Annotated in this window: 14 protein-coding genes; 8 read left to right on the top strand and 6 right to left on the bottom strand. The window is 68.4% G+C overall.

Annotation, left to right across the window (positions count from 1 at the left end):
* Positions 1-39: 39 nt before the first annotated feature.
* Both CR919_RS07560 and CR919_RS07555 read right to left on the bottom strand, forming a co-directional pair.
* The gene (locus tag CR919_RS07560; protein WP_099819489.1) at positions 40-714 is read right to left on the bottom strand and encodes a hypothetical protein; all 675 of its coding nucleotides are present in this window, start codon (positions 712-714) and stop codon (positions 40-42) included.
* Positions 715-751: 37 nt separating this feature from the next.
* Positions 752-1,273 carry a hypothetical protein gene (locus tag CR919_RS07555; RefSeq protein WP_099819488.1) on the bottom strand — a complete coding sequence of 174 codons (522 nt, stop codon included), beginning with the start codon at positions 1,271-1,273 and terminating at the stop codon, positions 752-754.
* Positions 1,274-1,512: 239 nt separating this feature from the next.
* On the opposite strand from CR919_RS07555, the gene CR919_RS07550 reads away from it, so the two are divergent.
* The 4 genes from CR919_RS07550 to CR919_RS07535 all read left to right on the top strand — a co-directional run bounded on the left by CR919_RS07550 (position 1,513) and on the right by CR919_RS07535 (position 6,653).
* Complete coding sequence (locus tag CR919_RS07550) at positions 1,513-2,655, top strand: hypothetical protein (protein WP_099819487.1); 1,143 nt, start codon at positions 1,513-1,515, stop codon at positions 2,653-2,655.
* 79 nt (positions 2,656-2,734) lie between these two features.
* On the top strand, positions 2,735-5,224 hold the full coding sequence (locus CR919_RS07545) for a DEAD/DEAH box helicase (RefSeq protein WP_099819486.1): 2,490 nt from the start codon (positions 2,735-2,737) through the stop codon (positions 5,222-5,224).
* Positions 5,221-6,240 (top strand): ribonuclease H-like domain-containing protein, encoded by a 1,020-nt coding sequence (locus tag CR919_RS07540; RefSeq protein WP_099819485.1) that lies wholly within the window; start codon positions 5,221-5,223, stop codon positions 6,238-6,240. Before CR919_RS07545 ends, CR919_RS07540 begins: the two co-directional genes overlap by 4 nt.
* An 89-nt stretch (positions 6,241-6,329) precedes the next feature.
* The gene (locus CR919_RS07535) at positions 6,330-6,653 is read left to right on the top strand and encodes an I78 family peptidase inhibitor (protein WP_099819484.1); all 324 of its coding nucleotides are present in this window, start codon (positions 6,330-6,332) and stop codon (positions 6,651-6,653) included.
* A 69-nt stretch (positions 6,654-6,722) separates the two neighbouring features.
* Here CR919_RS07535 and CR919_RS07530 read toward each other — a convergent pair whose 3' ends face one another.
* Both CR919_RS07530 and CR919_RS07525 read right to left on the bottom strand, forming a co-directional pair.
* Complete coding sequence (locus tag CR919_RS07530) at positions 6,723-8,657, bottom strand: M56 family metallopeptidase (RefSeq protein WP_099819483.1); 1,935 nt, start codon at positions 8,655-8,657, stop codon at positions 6,723-6,725.
* A 3-nt stretch (positions 8,658-8,660) separates the two neighbouring features.
* A complete protein-coding gene (locus CR919_RS07525) occupies positions 8,661-9,047 on the bottom strand; it encodes a BlaI/MecI/CopY family transcriptional regulator (protein WP_025876036.1) in 387 nt (128 codons plus the stop codon).
* A gap of 229 nt (positions 9,048-9,276) precedes the next feature.
* On the opposite strand from CR919_RS07525, the gene CR919_RS07520 reads away from it, so the two are divergent.
* Complete coding sequence (locus CR919_RS07520) at positions 9,277-10,335, top strand: serine hydrolase domain-containing protein (RefSeq protein ID WP_099819482.1); 1,059 nt, start codon at positions 9,277-9,279, stop codon at positions 10,333-10,335.
* Here the strand turns inward: CR919_RS07520 and CR919_RS07515 are convergent.
* Positions 10,332-11,459 carry an SDR family oxidoreductase gene (locus CR919_RS07515; RefSeq protein WP_099819481.1) on the bottom strand — a complete coding sequence of 376 codons (1,128 nt, stop codon included), beginning with the start codon at positions 11,457-11,459 and terminating at the stop codon, positions 10,332-10,334. The two genes, CR919_RS07520 and CR919_RS07515, sit on opposite strands and share 4 nt — an antisense overlap.
* Positions 11,460-11,674: 215 nt before the next feature.
* Between CR919_RS07515 and CR919_RS07510 the strand changes: the two genes are divergently transcribed.
* Entirely contained in the window at positions 11,675-11,983 is a 309-nt protein-coding gene (locus tag CR919_RS07510) for a hypothetical protein (RefSeq protein ID WP_099819480.1), read from the top strand.
* On the opposite strand, the gene CR919_RS07505 is transcribed toward CR919_RS07510, so the two are convergent.
* Positions 11,971-13,032: a DNA topoisomerase IB gene (locus CR919_RS07505; protein ID WP_099819479.1), complete on the bottom strand. Its 1,062-nt coding sequence runs from the start codon at positions 13,030-13,032 to the stop codon at positions 11,971-11,973. The genes CR919_RS07510 and CR919_RS07505 overlap by 13 nt on opposite strands.
* A gap of 116 nt (positions 13,033-13,148) precedes the next feature.
* Between CR919_RS07505 and CR919_RS07500 the strand changes: the two genes are divergently transcribed.
* Positions 13,149-13,538: an I78 family peptidase inhibitor gene (locus CR919_RS07500; RefSeq protein WP_099819478.1), complete on the top strand. Its 390-nt coding sequence runs from the start codon at positions 13,149-13,151 to the stop codon at positions 13,536-13,538.
* Positions 13,539-13,710: 172 nt separating this feature from the next.
* On the top strand, positions 13,711-18,165 hold the full coding sequence (gene gltB / locus CR919_RS07495) for a glutamate synthase large subunit (protein ID WP_099819477.1): 4,455 nt from the start codon (positions 13,711-13,713) through the stop codon (positions 18,163-18,165).
* Positions 18,166-18,246 lie beyond the last annotated feature (81 nt).

Genomic DNA, 18,246 nt, shown 5'->3' with positions numbered 1-18,246 from the left:
ATCTACTGACGCCATGCGTGAATCGACGGAATGCGCCGTTCAACGTTTCGCCGCGCGCCGGTACACTCCATTGAAGCGCACGTTCATGCCGCCGCACTCGCTGTTGTCGGCCACGATCAGCACGTCCCCCAGCAGCTGCGCGTGCACCGTGCAGGTGTCCTCCACGAAGTCGACCTGGGCACCACGCGGCAGCGCCTGCGCGCTCACCGCGCCGATGTTCGGACCACCCGGGCGTTCGGCCGGCGTCGGGTTGGCCGAGGGCCAGTAGGCATCGCCTTGCACGTGCAGCTGGCCGTCGCGCACGCGGATCCGCAGGCCGTTGTCACTGTCCTTCCAGTCTCCCGACCAGGCCTGCAGCGTAGGCGCGGGCACCGGCAACGCCTGCAGCTTGCTGCGATCCACCCAGCCTGCGCTGCCACCCACCTTGTTCGGGAAGAACGCGCAGCGGTAGCCGCCAAGATCGCGCCCGGTCACCACCGTATCGCCACTCACCACGTAGCTGCGCTGGCGGCAGGCGGGTTCGCCCTTCGCGGGACAGCCATCCATGTCGCCCAGCAGGTACAGGCGTGGCGTGCCGACCACCCTGGCCAGGGCAAAGCCCGATTGTTCCGAAGGAAACGCGCCATTGCGGCAGGAACCGCCATCGGTCAGGTCGCTGGCGGATGCGCCAAGCGGGCTCAGCGTCGCAAGCAGGAACAGGGTACGTAGCAGCATCCAGGCAGCCTCGAAGGGAAGGCCCGCAGGATACCGCCTACTTCTGCGGCGGCGCGCCGCAACCGTCCTGCTGCGCGCAGAACTGCAGCGCGCGCCGTTGCTGCTCCGCGCTCAGTTCCGGTGGCGGCCGGGCGATGGCCGACTGGATCTGGTCCGGGCCACCGGTGAGCTTGTTCACTCCCTTCGCGGCCGCCATCACCCCCTTGACCACGCCCATCATGATGTAGCCACCGGCCATGCTGACCTGTTCGGGCGACGGCGGCTCGCTCCAGTTGCGGCTGAAGCGGTTGTTCTCGGCCTTCAGCGGGTTCTTGAAGCGGTACAGGTCCAGCGGCTGGTCGTCTTCAGGCTTGAGCGCACGCACTTCACCCAGCGTGGTGACGTTGTCCTGCGGCAGGGTGGTGGAAACCGGCGCAGTGGTTGCCGCCGCTACGTCCGCAGGGGGAGCAGGCGCAGGATCGGGCAGCGTCACCGGCGCGGCCTGCTGCGCCTGCGCGATGCCGGTCAGCAGCAGGCTGGCCAGAAGTGCTCCCTGCGTTCCACGTCGTGCCACAGCCATCCACCCTGTTGGTTGCGTCCAGCGGCCAAGGATACGGATGCAGGCTTCAGATTTCGTTGGCAACCACGTGGGCGTTCAGGCTGTATCCCGCTTCACCGGACCCGGCTGCTGCGCCGACGTTTGCAACAATCGTCATTCCCATCGGGGCGCTGGGCCGACAAGCTGCGCTGTTTCCCCGCCCCGATGTCGACCATGGCACCTCCCTCCACCTCCATGTCGCTGCAGCGGTTCGGCCGCTGATGTCCCGCGCTGCACTGCTGGTCGTACTCGCCTCGCTGCTGGCGATGATCGTAGCCGCCGTTGCCGAATGGACGTCCCGCGTCCGCACAGGGTTGGCCTCGCTGCGCCGGAGCAGCGTGCTGCGCACGCTGGAGGCCGATGAACACACGGCGCTGGCAACGGTGCGCGCACTGACCGGCTGCGTCCATGGCGACCAGGTGCGGGTACTGCGCGGAAGGTTCACCGGAGGCGCCGTCAGCCGCCACTACCCGGTCTCCGACGGCCTGCTGGGCGGCATTCCCGTGCTGCTGCCGCGGCAGGCATGCCCACACCTTGCTGCGGACAATGACGCCGAAGTGGTGCTGGGCGAGCGCTGGGCCGTTGTGGTGCGTCTCAATGGATTCCATGTGACCGCAATGCGGCCGGTTGCAGCCGCCAGCCAGCTTCGTGGCGAGCGTCTGGAGACGCCGGAAGAAATCGCGATGCGACGCGGACCCGGGCTGCGCCTGTCCGCGCTGTTGATCGCGGTGCTGGCGCTATGGGCCGCTGCCGATGCGTCCGGCCTGCTCTGCATGTCCCTGCCGCATGACGTCAGCTACCTGTCAGGTGTACCCCTGCTCGCCATCGCCGGCCTGGCAGTCTGGCTGGGTCGACCGCGCCACAGGGGCCCGGCGACGGCACAGCGCGTGCTGCAGGTGCAAGGGCGCCTGCGCGCGTACCAGCGGAACGCACAGACATCGCAGGCGTGGCTGCTGGGCAGCGACCTGCGCGTGCAGCTTCCATGGGAGTGGCTGGACGTCGCGGGATTCTCCACCGGCCGCGCGATGCGCCTGGATGTACGCGCAGGTGATGGCAAGGTGCTGGCCGCAGGGTCAAGGTGGTGCCTGGCCAGCGACCGGCTGCGCTACCCGTCCAGCGGGGGATTCCGGCATCTGGCCTGGCTCGGCATGCTGCTGCTTCTGCTGGTGCTTGGCGCCCTCTGGGCGCCCCTGTCGCAGCGGCTGGATCTGGGCTGGCCGGGCGTACTCCACTGGCAGATGTTCGCGCTGTTGGCGGCGGGCTGGCACGCGCTGATGCTCGTTGTGTGCGTTCGCCGGTCGGTCAGCCGCACTGCCGCGCGTAGCGCCGCGTTCGAGGCACGCCCGGCCCCAGGCACTGAATGATTCACGCCATCCCGTCAGGGTGTCTCACATGCTGAGACCCATCTGTGGTGCCATGTGATCCCCCGAAAATCCTCTTCCCATGGCCTACGAACTCGCCAAGCGCACCGCCGATGCGGAGCAGCAGCTCGCTACCCGCGATGGCCTGCCCGCCCGCGACGGCGCCCTGCTCAGCGCACGCCTGCAGCGCCGCTACCAGGACCGCATCACCGGCAGCTTCGCCATTCCCGGCCGCGAAGGCCGCTATGCGCCGATTCCCGATTCCGTGCCACCGGCCCTGGCTGCGGCACTGAAGGCACGCGGCATCGAGCAGCTGTACAGCCACCAGGCCGAGGCCTGGGAGGCCAGCCAGCGCGGCGAACACGTGGCCATCGTCACCCCCACCGCCAGCGGCAAGTCGCTGTGCTACACCCTGCCGGTGGTCAGCGCCGCCATGCAGGACAAGGCCAAGGCGCTGTACCTGTTCCCGACCAAGGCACTGGCCCAGGACCAGGTGGCCGAGCTGCTGGAGCTCAACCGCGCCGGCGACCTCGGGGTGAAGGCCTTTACCTTCGACGGCGACACCCCCGGTGATGCCCGTCAGGCGATCCGCCTGCATGGCGACATCGTGGTTTCCAACCCGGACATGCTGCACCAGGCGATCCTGCCGCATCACACCAAGTGGGCGCAGTTCTTCGAGAACCTGCGCTACATCGTCATCGACGAAGTGCACACCTATCGCGGTGTGTTCGGCAGCCATGTAACCAACGTACTGCGCCGGCTCAAGCGCATCTGCGCGTTCTACGGGGTGCAACCGCAGTTCATCCTGTGCTCGGCCACCATCGGCAACCCGCAGGCGCATGCCGAGGCGCTGATCGAAGCCCCGGTCACCGCCATCACCGAATCCGGCGCGCCCAGCGGGCCCAAGCAGGTGCTGCTGTGGAACCCGCCGGTGATCAACCCGGACCTGGGCCTGCGCGCGTCGGCCCGTTCGCAGAGCAACCGCATCGCCCGCATCGCGATCAAGTCGGGGCTGAAGACCCTGGTGTTCGCGCAGACCCGGCTGATGGTGGAGGTGCTGACCAAGTACCTGAAGGACATCTTCGACCACGACCCGCGCAAGCCGCCGCGCATCCGCGCCTACCGCGGTGGCTACCTGCCCACCGAGCGCCGCGAGACCGAGCGTGCGATGCGCGCGGGCAACATCGATGGCATCGTCAGCACCTCGGCGCTGGAACTGGGCGTGGATATCGGCAGCCTGGACGTGGTGATCCTCAATGGTTACCCGGGCAGCGTGGCCGCCACCTGGCAGCGCTTCGGCCGCGCCGGTCGCCGCCAGCAACCGGCACTGGGAGTGATGGTGGCCAGCTCGCAGCCGCTGGACCAGTACGTGGTGCGCCATCCGGACTTCTTCGCCGAGGCGTCGCCGGAACACGCGCGCATCGCACCCGACCAGCCGTTGATCCTGTTCGATCACATCCGCTGCGCGGCCTTCGAGCTGCCGTTCCGGGTCGGTGATGGCTTCGGCCCGATCGATCCGGAAGTGTTCCTGGAAGCACTGGCCGAAACCGAGGTGATCCATCGCGAAGGCGAGCGCTGGGAATGGATCGCCGACAGCTACCCGGCCAACGCGGTCAGCCTGCGCGCGGTGGCCGACGGCAACTTCGTGGTGGTCGACCGCAGCGATGGCCGCCAGCAGATCATCGCCGAGGTCGACTATTCGGCTGCCGCACTCACCCTGTACGAAGGCGCCATCCACATGGTGCAGTCCACCCCCTACCAGGTGGAAACGTTGGACTGGGAAGGCCGCAAGGCCTACGTCACCCGCACCCACGTGGACTACTACACCGACAGCATCGACTTCACCAAGCTCAAGGTGCTGGACCGTTTCGATGGTGGCGTGGCCGGCCGTGGCGATTCGCACCATGGCGAAGTACACGTGGTGCGCCGCGTGGCCGGCTACAAGAAGATCCGCTACTACACCCACGAGAACATCGGCTACGGTCCGGTCAACCTGCCCGACCAGGAACTACACACCACCGCAGTGTGGTGGCAGCTGCCGCAGGCGCTGCTGCTGCGCGCCTTCGCCAGCAAGCAGGATGCGCTGGATGGGTTCCTCGGCGCCGCCTATGCGCTGCACATCGTCGCCACGGTGGCGGTGATGGCCGATGCGCGCGACCTGCAGAAGTCGGTGGGCAACGGCGATGGCACCTGGATCGCGATTGCCGACCAGAGCGGCCGCGGCCAGCTGCGTGGCAGCGATGGCGAGCCGGGCGCGGTGGAACTGCTGCAGGAGTTCGTGCCGACCGTGTACCTGTACGACAACTTCCCCGGTGGCGTCGGTCTGAGCGAGCCGTTGTGGCAGCGCCAGGCCGAGCTGGTGCAGCGCGCGCGCGAACTGGTACAGCGCTGCGACTGCAGGGCGGGTTGTCCGGCCTGCGTCGGCCCGGTGCTGGCCGCGCAGGAAGAAGACGAAACCTCACCGCGTGCGTTGGCGCTGCGCGTGCTCGACCTGTTCGATGCCGATGCCTGCCAGCATGTCGCCGACGTGGTGGTGAGCACACGCGACCCGATGGAGCTGATCGCCCCGTGAGCCTGAGCCTGGACAAGCTGCGCCTGCTGCGGAAGCAGGCCGGTGACCCGAAAGCGGGCACGCCTGCCGCGCCGGCGCAGGACACGCCACCGGCCCCCGTGGCCGCCAACGATGCGCGGCAGCCGCCGGCTGAGCGTTCGGTGTTCGCCTGGGTGGAACAGGAGATCCGCCACAAGCCGACCGGCACCGCCACCTCCACGCCTGCGCCGCCAGCACTGCGACGGCCCGAGGTCGGCAGCCTGCATCGCCTGCTCGGCATGCGCTCGCGTGGCGGCCCGGCGCCGGCACGTGCCAGTGCGCAGGACCGGCAGTTGCCCGGTGAAGAGATCGCGCCCGGCCTGTTCCTGATCGAGTCACTGCAGCCACAGCCGATTCCCACCATGCCGCTGTCGCTGGCGTTCGCCAAGCGCGAAGACCAGCACGTGGCTGCGCGCGACCTGCTGTTCTTCGATACCGAAACCACCGGTCTGGCCGGCGGCACCGGCACCCGCGCCTTCATGATCGGCGCCGCCGACTGGCACGTGTGCCCGCAGCGCGGCGAGGGCCTGCGCATCCGCCAGTTGCTGATCTCCACGATGGCCGCTGAAGAAGCCATGCTGGCCACCTTCGCCCGCTGGCTGCAGCCGCATACCGTGTTCTGCAGCTACAACGGCCGCAGCTACGACGCACCGCTGCTGAAGACGCGTTACCGGTTGGCCCGGCAGGCCGATCCCATCACTGCACGGGACCACGTCGACCTGCTGTACCCCACCCGCCGCCGTTATCGCGGCAAGTGGGAGAACTGCAAGCTGTCCACCATCGAGCGGCAACTGCTGCGCGTGGTGCGCGAGGACGATCTGCCCGGTTCGGAAGCTCCCGCTGCCTGGCTGCGTTACCTGCGCGGCGGCGATGCGGTGAATCTGCGCCGAGTGGCCGACCACAACCACCAGGACGTGGTGACCCTGGCGCTGCTGCTGCAGCGGCTGGTGCGGGAAGAGCAGCGCGAGCGCGAGACGCTGGCGCTGGTCAGCGGATGATCGGGAAGGGCGGATTCAGGCCACGTTGACATCGCTGACACACGTCCCGGCGACACTGCCGCTACTGAACGTCACCCAGGAGTACTGCCATGCGTCGATCCTCCCTGTTGCTGCTTGCGGCCATCCTGCCGCTGGCGGCCTGCAGCCATGCCGGTGGCAACGCCCCCGCCGAGGTCGGCAGCCTGCCAGCCAAGGTGTCCGATGGCCCCCAGGAATGCAGGCCCGATGCGTTGGAAGCCTTCACCGGCAAGACCGCCGACGAAGCGACGATCAAGAAGCTGGTGGCCGACAGTGGCGCGCGCAATGCACGCGTGGTCAAACCGGGGATGGCGGTCACCATGGACTTCCGCCAGGACCGCGTGACCGTGCAGGTGGACGCGCAGAACCGCATCGAGCGCGCCAGCTGCGGCTGATCGATCCGGGGTCGTGCCGGCCGCTGGCCGGCACCCCCACATTGCCGGCCAACGGCCGGCACTACCGGTTCAGAGACGCTCGGCCTTGCCGCTGGCCAGCGCACGCGCGATTACCTGCTCTGCCTGTTTCGACGCCTGTGCCTGCAGCCGCGCCTGGCGTTCGCCTAGTGCCGCCTGTTTGCTGCCCAGTGCCGCCTGCTGGCTTCCCAGCGCGGCCTGCTGGCTGGCGAGACGGCTCATCTCGCGGCTGCGCTCGGACTGCAGCGCCTGGTTGCGGGCAACCTGTGACGCGCGCTGTGCTTCAGCCGCTGCCTGCCGTGCAATCGCCGCATCATCCACCGCGCCACGGGTGGCCCGCGCCGCTTCGGCTGCCGCTTCACGGTTGATGTCGCGATCGTTGAGCGCACTGCGCGCAGCACGTGCGGCGGCCAGGGCGATCTCACGCGCCTCTTCACCTTGCAGCCTGCCCAGCTCGCCCTGCTCGCGGCCGAGCTGGCCCTGCTGACGGCCCAACGCGCTCTGCTGGCGCCCCAGTTCACTCTGCTGGCGGCCCAGATCGACGGCGCCGGCGTAGGCACGCTGCAACGACTGGATCAGCATCGGATCGCGCACGACATAGCGCTTGTCACCCTGACGGAACCACAGCGCCGGGCCGTCACCAATGCGGCTGCGCGCCTGCATCACGTCGTCCATGCCGGCGTTGGCGAATGCCTGACCGTGATCGACGAGGACAAAGGCCTGCTGCGGCGGCGTGCCGAGATCAAGCTGGCCATGGGTGACGATGGTGGTCTTCGAGTGCGTATGGGTGCGTGCGTCCTGCTCTTCGTCTTCATCGACGTCGGCCGGTTCGGTGGGCTCTGCCGGCTCGGCCCAGTCGGCCGGCTCTGCAGGTACCGCTGCGGCAGGCGGTGCTGGCGGTGCCGAAGGTGCCGAAGGTGCTGCGGGCGGCGGCGGCGGCGCAGGTACAGCGCGCGGCGGCGCGGGCGGAACCGGCGCGGCCACCAGGCGCATCGGCGCCACACCCACGGCCAACACCACCAGGGTCAGGCCGACGGCCAGCAGGCGGGGGCACGCGCGGTGTGACTGCAGCGAGAGCAGGCGGCGCTTGAGGCTGGTGGTGCTGGGCGCTGCGCTGGCCACGCCGAGGTGCGGCTGCGGCGCCACACCCAGCTGCAGCAACAGGCGGCCATAGGCGTGGCGGCTGGCGCCATGCTGGCCGACCACGGCCGCATCCACCGCTTCCTCGCGGGCCTGGGCGTATTCGCGCACGGCCAGGCGCAGCAGCGGATGGAAGAAGAACAGGTGCTGGGCCAGGGCCGGCAGCAGTCCCCACTGCAGGTCGCGACGCTGCAGGTGCTGCAGTTCGTGGGTCAGTGCCAGATCCAGCGCATCGCCCTGCAGCGCGTTCATTCCCGCCGGCAACAGCAGCACCGGACGGAACGGCCCGACCAGCTGCGGCGCGTCCACCTGGTCGCTCATCCACAGGCGCGGTGCGCGGCGCAGGCCGTGCGCATCCGAGGCCAGCTGCAGCGCCTGCACCAGCGCCTGGTCCTCGCACGGATACGACGCTGCCAGCAGCGCGCGGCAACGGCGCCATTCGCCGAAGGTCCGCAACGCCATCAGCAGTACGCCGGACATCCACAGCGCAGCCAGCGCCACTGCCCACCAGGCCACTGGGGTGCTGCCGACATCGCCCATCGGCGTGTTCGCCAGCAACTGCGCGGCGGCCTCCGGTGCCATCGGATACACCGCGTCCGCGGCAAGATCCACGGTCGTCATTGCGACCGCGTCGGGTGCAGGCAACCAGGCCAGCTGCAGCGGTTGGCTCCACAACAGGCCGACCACGGCCTGCAGCGATACCAGCCACCACAGGCGGCAACGGGTGGCCGCCGACAGTGCCGGCAACGCGCGGCACAGCAGGTACACCAGTGCCACCAGCAGCAGGGTCTGCAGGCTGGTCCAGCCCAGCCGTTCCAGCATCGGAATCAACATCGAGGTATCCATGGCTCAGTCCTCCTGGCGACGCGATTGCAGTTCGGCCACCAGCGCTTCCAGTTCGGCCAGTTCGTTGTCGCTGACCTTCTGCCGCTGCGACAGGTACGCCACGAACGGCGAGACCGAGCCCTGCAGGGTGTTGTCGACGAACTGGGCGACGGCACCCTGCAGCACGCTCTCCGGGCCGCGGGTGGGCTGGTAGCGGTAGACACCCTGCTGCTGCCGGCGCTGCAGGTAACCCTTGGCGCGCAGGCGCTCCATCATCGTCAACACGGTGGAGCGGGCCAGTCCGCGCGGTTCGCCATAGCCGCTGGCGACCTCGCCGACGCTGGCCGGTGCCTGCTCGTCCACATACTGCAGCAGGGCCAGTTCCTGGTCCCCGATGGTCTTGCCACGCATGACAACACTCCCTTGACTACACGTGTCGCTACTGTTGCCATGACGACACCTGTAGTCAACCCCCCGGAAGTCATGGGCCGACGAACGGTAGGGCACGCGGCCGGCTTAAACCTTTTCCGCCGGGCGCGCATCCGACCCATGGCCTGTCACCTGCGGCCGCCGTCATCGCCGCCAATCTTCCTGCCCTCCGGGATCCCGCATGCCTCGCCAGACGCTACCCACCCTGCTCATGATCATCAGCCTGCTGCCCTTCGCCGCTGTTTCCGCCAACCAGGACCAGGCCAACGACCAGACCCGTCGTTTCATCCGCCAGACCATGCAGGAACAGCGCATCCCCGGCCTGCAGATCGCCGTGGTCAAGGATGGCCAGGTGGTGCTGTCGGAAACCTACGGCCTGGCCAACGTCGAGAACGGCGTGGTCGCTACCCGCAGCACGCGGTTCCCGCTCAACTCGGCCAGCAAATCCTTCACCGGCGTCGCTTTGGCGCAGCTGGCGCAGGATGGGCGGGTGGATCTCGACGCGCCCGCCTCGCGCTATCTCGACGACCTGCCCGCGAGCTGGCAGGCGGTGCGCGTGCGCCAGCTGCTCGCCCACACCTCCGGCCTGCCCGACATCCTCGATGCAGAAGGACTGCTGGGCGGTGGTTCTGAACAAGACGCATGGCAGGCAGTCCGCGCGCTGCCGGCAGAGGCCGTAGCGGGCGAGCGCTTCCAGTACAACCAGACCAACTACGTGCTGCTGGCGCGGATCATCGCGCGGCAATCCGGCATGCCCTACGAACGCTTTCTGGCAACACGCCAGTTCTCCACCGCGCGCATGCCGCGCACCACGTTCGGTGACAGCTACGACCTGATCCCGGACGCAGCGACGATGTACAGCTACCTGCCACGCGCCACCGATGCCAGGGATGCGACGCCACGGCTGTCGCACTGGTTCTACGACATGCCGCCCAGCCTGTGGGCCGGTGGCGGCATCCTCACCACGGCCGATGACACTGCGCGCTGGTTGGTTGCATTGCAGGATGGTCGCCTGCTGGAGCAGCGCGCGATGCAGCAGATGTGGACGGGCGAGCGCCTCAACGATGGCAGCACCGGCGACTGGGCCGCAGGCTGGCCGGTGTTCAACATCGCGCCCGACCTGCAGGTGGGTGGCATGGGCGGTGCGCGCTCGGCTTTCATCGTCTATCCCGAGCGCGACCTGGCCGTTGTCGTGCTGACCAATCTGGTCGGTGCCAATCCGCAGCAGTTCATCCCGCGTATTGCCGGTTTCTATTCCGCCGCGCGCTAACCGCGCGGCCCACCCATCACCGGCAGGATCACGCCGCTGATGTAGCTGGCGCAGGCCGGTGAGGCCAGGAACACATACGCTGGCGACAGCTCTTCCGGCTGTGCCGGCCGGCCCATGTCGCTGTCCTTGCCGAACTCGGCCACATCCTTCGCCTGCTTGTCGGCCGGATTCAACGGCGTCCACACCGGGCCCGGCGCCACGCAGTTGACGCGGATGCCGCGCGGCAGCAGCTGGCTGGCCAGCGCCTTGGTGAACGCATGGATCGCGCCCTTGGTGGCCGAGTAATCGATCAGTGCCTTGCTGCCGAACAGGCCGGTTTCAGAACCGGTGTTGATGATGCTGGCGCCCTCGCCCAGATGCGGCAGCACCGCGCGCGCCATCTGGATGTAGCCGCCGATGTTGGTCTGCAGCGTTTCCTGCAGGTGCGCGTCTTCCAGGTCTTCGAGGCGCTCGCAGTGCAGCTGGAAGGCCGCGTTGTTGACCAGGATATCGATGCCACCGAAGGCCTTGGCCACCTGCTTGACGGCCTTGTTGCAGAAGCGCGGGTCGCGCACGTCGCCGGCGATCACTACGCAGCGGCCGCCCTCCTTCTCCACGTGCTGGCGAGTGAGCTCGGCGTCCTCGGCTTCGTCCAGATGCAGCACGGCAACATCGGCGCCTTCGCGGGCGAACAGCACCGCCACCGCGCGGCCGATGCCGGAATCGCCACCGGTGACGATCGCGCGCATGCCCTGCAGCTTGCCGCTGCCGACATAGTCCGGTGCCAGGAAGCGGGGTGCCAGTTGCAGTGCATGCTCATGGCCTGGTTTGGCCAGTTGCTGCGCCGGCATCGTCTCCGGCTGACGGCGTGGGCCAGCCTGGGTGGCGGTCTTCTTTGTCGGCTTTTTCGTTGCCTTCTTCGCTGCGCGTACGTCCTTCGCTTTTTCCTGGTCCTGCAGGCGCCGCTGCCGCGCGGCCACACGCGCCGCGCGCGGATCGGAAGCGGCGGCCTTGCGGGTGGCGGTCTTCACCACGCGTGGGCGCTCGGATGCGGTGGTCTCGGCGATGGCTGGCGCCGCCTGGGTGCCTTTGCGCACCTTCGGCGATGCCTTGCGGCGGGTGGGGGTCTTCTTGGTGGTGGCCATGCAGGTCTCCTCGGGGGATTGGGGTTGCCGGCCAGCGGCCGGCACTACCGGGGCGCGTGCGCCGCAGTACCGGGGGCGGCGTGCGCCGCTCGTGCAGTGTCTCCACGCAGGCTGTTGGCGGCAGTGAGCGCACCGTGTCCACCGCGTGCACGGCATTCATTCCGCCACCACGCGTGTCGTCGCACCCTGCAGGCCACAACACGAGGAACGTCCCCATGAAACATGCCATTGCCACCGCCACTGTCTGCTTTGCTCTCGCCGCCTGCAGCAGCAGCCCCGTCGCCCAGATCCAGCCGATCGACGGGGTGATTTCCGGCCAGTGCCATTCGGACATGGTGCGCGGTGCGGTCGGCCTGGCGGCATCGGATGCCACCGTCGAGCGCGCCCGCGTCGACAGCGACAGCCTGCACGTGCAGGTGCTGCGTCACGACGGTCCGCGCGTGCCGCCGGCCAGCGAGGGCGGTGAGCGCCTGACCATCGAAAAGGGCCGCACCAACAACATCACCGCGATCTACTGCGGCTGACCTGCCTTGCGGCTCAGCCGCCGCGCCCGGCGCAGCACCTTCAGTGTCGCCTGTTCCCACTGCCGCGGGCCGCGCAGGCCCGCCAGTGCAGTCAGCTCGCCGCGTTCCCAGCCCGCAAACACGCAGGGATCGATGTAGGCCTTGCGGCACACCGCCGGGGTGTTGCCCAGCCGCGCGGCCACCTGGCACACCACCTCGCGTTGCGCCTTGGCCAGCGCGCGCTGGCTGGGCGGTTCGGGCAGCTCGGTGGCGGCGAAGGCCTGCACTGCCGCCATCGTGCCGCCCCAGGTGCGGAAATCCTTGGCGGTGAAATCCTCGCCCATCACCTCGCGCAGGTAGTCGTTCACCGCGCCGGAATCCACCGGCTGCACCTCGCCCGCGTCGTCGCGGTACTGGAACAGGGCCTGTCCCGGCAGCTGCTGCACGCCGCGTACCAGCGCGCCCAGCCGACGGTCGCCCACCGTCACCTCATGCAACTGGCCGGACTTGCCACGGAAGCGCATGCGCACCCGGCCGCCCCGAAGCAGATCCAGGTGACGGTTGCGCAGCGTTGTCAGGCCGTACGACTTGTTCTCCTGCGCATAGGTCTCGTTGCCCACCCGCACCAGCGTGTCGGCGAGCAGCGCGACCACCACCGCCAGCACCTTCTCGCGTGGGAAGCCACTGCGCTTGAGGTCGCGGCCGAGGCGCCGTCGCAGCGCCGGCAACGCTTGGCCGAAGGCGATGATGCGGTCGAACTTGCCGGCATCCCGCACCTCCGCCCAGTCGGCGTGGTAGCGGTACTGCTTGCGCCCGCGCGCGTCGCGGCCGGTGGCCTGCAGATGGCCGTTGGCATGGGCGCAGATCCACACCGCGGTATAGGCCGGGGGCACGGCCAGCGAGCGGATGCGCTGCAGCGTGGCGGCATCGCGTATGGCATGACCGTCAGCATCGCGATAGGAGAAGCCTTTGCCGGCGCGGACACGGCTGAAACCGGGCTGGGTGTCATCGACGTAGCGCAGGCCAGCGGCGCGCGCGGCCTGGCGTTCGGGTGTAGGGGTGGCGGGCATGCCGTCAGTCTGCCGATCGGCGCGGCGTGGCCACGTCAATAACGCAAGACAAACACGTGAGGGTGGGTTCGCCGCTATGCTCGGCCTTTCACCGTCCCTTCCCTTCCGGAGTCATGATGTCGTTCCCGATCCGCGCCCGTTCCCTCTCCGCCCTGCTGCTGCCGGCCGTGCTGGCCCTGACCGCCTGCCAGGCGCCGTCGCTGGATGAGCAGGACTCGGCCACCGCCCACGCACAGCAGGCCGCCGAAGCCGCCAAGGCCCCGGCCGATGAAGCCGGCAAGGCCACCGAAGCACCGCCGGTTGGCAACTGCGACGCCAGCCAGGTGCAGAGCCTGGTCGGCCAGACCTATACCGAAGCACTGGGCAAACAGGCCCAGGAAGATGCAGCGGCCAAGCAGATCCGCGTCCTGCACCCCAATGACGTCACCACGATGGAGTTCGTGGGCGACCGCCTGAACATCGAGGTGGACGCAAAGGACGTGGTCAGCGGCGTCCGCTGCGGCTGACCCATCCCGCGCCGGCATGCGTTTGCCGGCGCTTTGGTTGCGCCTGCAACCGTGTATTGCGGCGTTGCAGCAACCTGTGATCTAGTCGAGGCATCCGGTGGCCTCATGATGCGCTCCAGGGAGTGAGCGGGCACGAGTGTCCCTGCTCATTTCATTACGCATCGAGGTAGAGATGGCCCCCCGCAACCGCCAAGGGCTTTACGACCCGCGCTCCGAGCGCGATGCCTGTGGATTTGGCATGGTCGCCCAGCTCGACGACCAGCCTTCGCGCCTGCTGGTCGATACCGCCATCGCCGCGCTTTCGCGCATGACCCACCGGGGTGGTGTCGCCGCCGACGGCCTCACCGGTGATGGCTGCGGCCTGCTGCTGCGCCGCCCCGATGCCTTCCTGAAACTGCTGGCCAGTGAAGCGGGCATTGCCGTCGGCGCGCGCTTCACTGCCGGCCTGGTGTTCCTGCCGCACGATGCCGACGCCGCCCAGGCCTGCCGCACACAGCTGCAGCAGCAGATCGAGGCGGTGGGCTGCAAGGTAGCCGGCTGGCGCGAGGTGCCGACCGACGACAGCGTCTGCGGGCAACTGGCGCGCGATACCCTGCCGCGTATCGAACAGGTATTTGTCGACGCCGGCGTCGGCCAGGATGACGCCGGCTTCGGCCTGGCCCTGTTCCTGGCCCGTCGCCGCAGCGAGCAGCTGCTGCGCGCGCATGCCGACTACTACGTCACCACGCTCAGCCCCAACGCCATCAGCTACAAGGGCATGGTGCTGCCGGACAAGCTCAGCCGCTTCTTCCCGGACCTGCAGCGCCGCGAACTGGCCTCCAGCGCCATCGTGTTCCACCAGCGCTTCTCCACCAATACGCTGCCGCGCTGGCCGCTGGCGCACCCGTTCCGGATGCTCGCCCACAACGGCGAGATCAACACCATCGAAGGCAACCGCCGCTGGGCGCAGGCACGCAGCAAGGTGTGGAAGACGCCGCGCTTCGATATCGGCGAATTCGACCCGGTCATCTCCATGCACGGCTCGGATTCGCAGAGCCTGGACAACATGCTGGAACTGATGGTGTCTGCGGGCATGGAACTGATCCAGGCCCTGCGCATCCTGGTGCCGCCGGCAACCCAGTCGCTGGAATTCAAGGACCCGGACCTGGCTGCGTTCTACGAATTCCACGGCCTCAACAGTGAACCGTGGGACGGCCCGGCCGGCATCGTCGCCTGCGACAGCCGCTACGCCGTGTGTACCCTCGACCGCAACGGCCTGCGCCCGGCACGCTGGATGCTGACTGCCGATCGCCACTTCCTGGTCGCCTCCGAAGCCGGTGTGTGGGAAGTGCCGACCGAGCGCGTGGTGCGCAAGGGCAAGCTCGGTCCGGGCGAGATGATCGCCATCGACCTCAAGCGCGGTGACCTGCTCGATTCGGAAGCCATCGATCGCATCAACCGCGGCCGTGCACCGTACAAGCAGTGGTTGCAGCAGGGCGTCACCTACCTGCAGACCGAACTGATCGATCCCTCGCTGGTGGAGGAACCCTTCGACGAAAGCACCCTGCGCAGTTACCACAAGCTGTACCAGCTCAGCAGCGAGGAAGTGGAGCAGGTGCTGCGGCCGCTGGCCGAGACCGAACAGGAAGCCACCGGCTCGATGGGCGATGACACGCCGATGGCCGTGCTCAGCCAGCGCAGCCGTCCGCTGTACGACTATTTCCGCCAGGCCTTCGCGCAGGTCACCAACCCGCCGATCGACCCGCTGCGCGAAGACTGCGCGATGTCCCTGTCCACCCAGCTCGGCAAGGAGACCAACATCTTCCATGCCGGTCCGGAGACGGTGAACCACGTCATCCTCAATTCGCCGGTACTGAGCCAGCGCAAGCTGCGCCAGCTGCTGAAGATGAACCAGTACGTACAGGCCAACCGCCTGCTCGACCTGTCCTACAGCGAAGAGGAAGGCCTGCGTGCAGGCATCGAACGCATCTGCGTCGAAGCCGAACAGGCTGCGCGCGATGGCATGGTGATGCTGCTGCTGTCCGACCGCTACCCGGTGGCCGGGCGGCCAATGGTGCACGCCCTGCTGGCCACCAGTGCCATCCACCACCACCTGTCACGCCTGGGCCTGCGCTGCGACGTCAACCTGATCGTCGAGACCGGCACCGCGCGCGATGCGCACCACATGGCCTGCCTGCTCGGCTTCGGTGCCACGGCGGTCTATCCGTACCTGGCCTACCAGACCCTGTTCGACCTCGGCCGTCGCGGCATCCTCAAGCTCAGCAAGGGCGGCGAGCAATCGCAGATCGGCCGCCGCTACCGCAAGGGCATCTACAAGGGCCTGTCGAAGATCATCTCGAAGATGGGCATCTGCACCGTGGCCAGCTATCGCGGCGCGCAGCTGTTCGAGATCATCGGCCTGGAGCCGGAGGTCGTCGACCTGTGCTTCCCCGATACCGCCTCGCGCATCGGTGGCGCCGGCTTCGCACGGCTGGATGCCGATGCACGTGAACTGTGCGCGCAGGCGTGGGATGCGCAGCAGGGCGTGGATGTCGGCGGCCTGCTGAAGTACGTGCACGGCGGCGAATACCACATGTATAACCCGGACGTGGTGACCACCCTGCAGCGCGCGGCGCGCAGCGGTGACCCGCGTGCATGGCAGCAGTACTGCGACGCCGTGCATGCACGCCCGCCCTCGGCGCTGCGCGATCTGCTGCAGCTGGTGCCGGCGGCGACGCCGACGCCATTGGACGAGGTGGCCCCGGCCAGCGAGCTGTTCCCGCGCTTCGATACCGCAGCGATCAGCCTCGGTGCGCTTTCGCCCGAGGCGCATGAAGCACTGGCCATTGCGATGAACCGCCTCGGTGGCCGCAGCAATTCCGGCGAAGGTGGCGAAGACCCGGCGCGCTATGGCACCGACAAGCGCAGCAAGATCAAGCAGGTGGCGTCCGGCCGCTTCGGCGTCACCGCCGAATACCTGGTCAATGCCGAAGTGCTGCAGATCAAGGTCGCGCAGGGCGCCAAGCCCGGTGAAGGCGGCCAGCTGCCCGGGCACAAGGTCAATGAACTGATCGCACGGCTGCGTTATGCGCGGCCGGGCATCGGCCTGATCTCGCCGCCACCGCACCACGACATCTACTCCATCGAAGACCTGGCGCAGCTGATCTACGACCTCAAGCAGGTCAACCCGACCGCGCTGGTGTCGGTGAAGCTGGTCAGCCATGCCGGCGTCGGTACGATCGCTGCCGGCGTGGTCAAGGCCGGCGCCGACCTCATCACCATTTCCGGCCACGACGGCGGTACCGGCGCGTCGCCGGTCAGCTCGATCCGCTATGCCGGCGTGCCGTGGGAACTGGGCATCGCCGAGGCGCACCAGGCGCTGGTGGCCAACGACCTGCGCGGGCGCACCCTGCTGCAGACCGACGGCGGCCTGAAGACCGGCCTGGACGTGGTCAAGGCGGCGCTGCTGGGCGCGGACAGCTTCGGCTTCGGCACCGCGCCGATGATCGTGCTGGGCTGCAAGTACCTGCGCATCTGCCACCTCAACAACTGCGCCACCGGCGTGGCCACCCAGGACGAACGCCTGCGCGAGAACCACTTCACCGGCCAACCGGAGCGCGTGGAGAACTTCTTCCGCCTGCTGGCCGAGGAAGTGCGCGGCTGGCTGTCGGTGCTGGGCGCACGCTCGCTGCAGGAGATCGTCGGCCGTACCGACCTGCTGCGCCAGCTTGAGGTCTCGCCACGCGAAGACGTGCGCGTGGACCTGTCGCGGCTGCTGGCCGACGCCAGTTACCCGGGCAGCCACTGCGCCGCACAGCGCCTGTACGAATCACCGGACAGCCTGGCCACGCAGATGGACGGCCTGCTGGCCGAGGCCATCGAGCACAAGCGTGGCGGCGAACACCGCTTCCTGATCCACAACACCGACCGCAGCATCGGCACCCGCCTGGCCGGCGCCGTGGCGCGCGCGCATGGCAACCAGGGCATGGCCGAATCGCCGCTGGAACTGCGCTTCCGTGGCAGCGCCGGGCAGAGCTTCGGTGCTTTCAACGTCGGCGGCCTGCACCTGGAAGTGGAAGGTGAAGCCAACGACTACGTCGGCAAGGGCATGGCCGGTGGCCGACTGGTGGTGCGTCCGCCGCGTGGCGCACGCTTCGAGGCACGCAGCACCGCGATCATCGGCAACACCTGCCTGTACGGTGCAACCGGTGGCGAGCTGTTCGCCGCTGGCCGCGCCGGTGAACGTTTCGCCGTGCGCAACTCCGGCGCACTGGCAGTGGTGGAAGGCGCAGGCGATCACTGCTGCGAGTACATGACCGACGGCGTGGTGCTGGTGCTGGGCAAGGTCGGCCTCAACTTCGGTGCCGGTTTCACCGGCGGCCTGGCCTACGTGCTGGATGTGGACCGCGATTTCGTCGACCGCTACAACCACGAGCTGATCGACATCCATCGCGTGTCCGCCGAGGGCTTCGAGAACTACCGCCAGCACCTGCACCGCCTGATCGGCCGTCATCGCGAGCTGACCGGCAGCATCTGGGCGCAGCAGATCATGGATGAGTTCCGCGATTACATCGGCAAGTTCTGGCTGGTCAAACCCAAGGCCGCCAGCATCGAGTCGCTGACCGAAACCCTGCGACGCGCCGCGTAATGCAAGGGGCGCCGCCCGCATCCGGCGCCCCGGCCTCCCCACCGCTGTAATGCCGGCCGCTGGCCGGCATCCGGAAAACAC

Origin of the sequence: Stenotrophomonas sp. LMG 10879, assembly GCF_002750935.1 — a bacterium.
Lineage (GTDB): Bacteria > Pseudomonadota > Gammaproteobacteria > Xanthomonadales > Xanthomonadaceae > Stenotrophomonas > Stenotrophomonas lactitubi_B.
The sequence above is the reverse complement of the archived record's forward strand: the minus strand, read 5'-3'. Positions and strand labels throughout refer to the sequence as shown.

Coding starts and splice junctions, on each gene's coding strand:
- CR919_RS07560 (WP_099819489.1), bottom strand. CDS start 714: ATGCTGCTACGTACCCTGTTCCTGCTTGCGACGCTGAGCCCGCTTGGC.
- CR919_RS07555 (WP_099819488.1), bottom strand. CDS start 1,273: ATGGCTGTGGCACGACGTGGAACGCAGGGAGCACTTCTGGCCAGCCTG.
- CR919_RS07550 (WP_099819487.1), top strand. CDS start 1,513: ATGTCCCGCGCTGCACTGCTGGTCGTACTCGCCTCGCTGCTGGCGATG.
- CR919_RS07545 (WP_099819486.1), top strand. CDS start 2,735: ATGGCCTACGAACTCGCCAAGCGCACCGCCGATGCGGAGCAGCAGCTC.
- CR919_RS07535 (WP_099819484.1), top strand. CDS start 6,330: ATGCGTCGATCCTCCCTGTTGCTGCTTGCGGCCATCCTGCCGCTGGCG.
- CR919_RS07530 (WP_099819483.1), bottom strand. CDS start 8,657: ATGGATACCTCGATGTTGATTCCGATGCTGGAACGGCTGGGCTGGACC.
- CR919_RS07525 (WP_025876036.1), bottom strand. CDS start 9,047: ATGCGTGGCAAGACCATCGGGGACCAGGAACTGGCCCTGCTGCAGTAT.
- CR919_RS07520 (WP_099819482.1), top strand. CDS start 9,277: ATGATCATCAGCCTGCTGCCCTTCGCCGCTGTTTCCGCCAACCAGGAC.
- CR919_RS07515 (WP_099819481.1), bottom strand. CDS start 11,459: ATGGCCACCACCAAGAAGACCCCCACCCGCCGCAAGGCATCGCCGAAG.
- CR919_RS07510 (WP_099819480.1), top strand. CDS start 11,675: ATGAAACATGCCATTGCCACCGCCACTGTCTGCTTTGCTCTCGCCGCC.
- CR919_RS07505 (WP_099819479.1), bottom strand. CDS start 13,032: ATGCCCGCCACCCCTACACCCGAACGCCAGGCCGCGCGCGCCGCTGGC.
- CR919_RS07500 (WP_099819478.1), top strand. CDS start 13,149: ATGTCGTTCCCGATCCGCGCCCGTTCCCTCTCCGCCCTGCTGCTGCCG.
- gltB (WP_099819477.1), top strand. CDS start 13,711: ATGGCCCCCCGCAACCGCCAAGGGCTTTACGACCCGCGCTCCGAGCGC.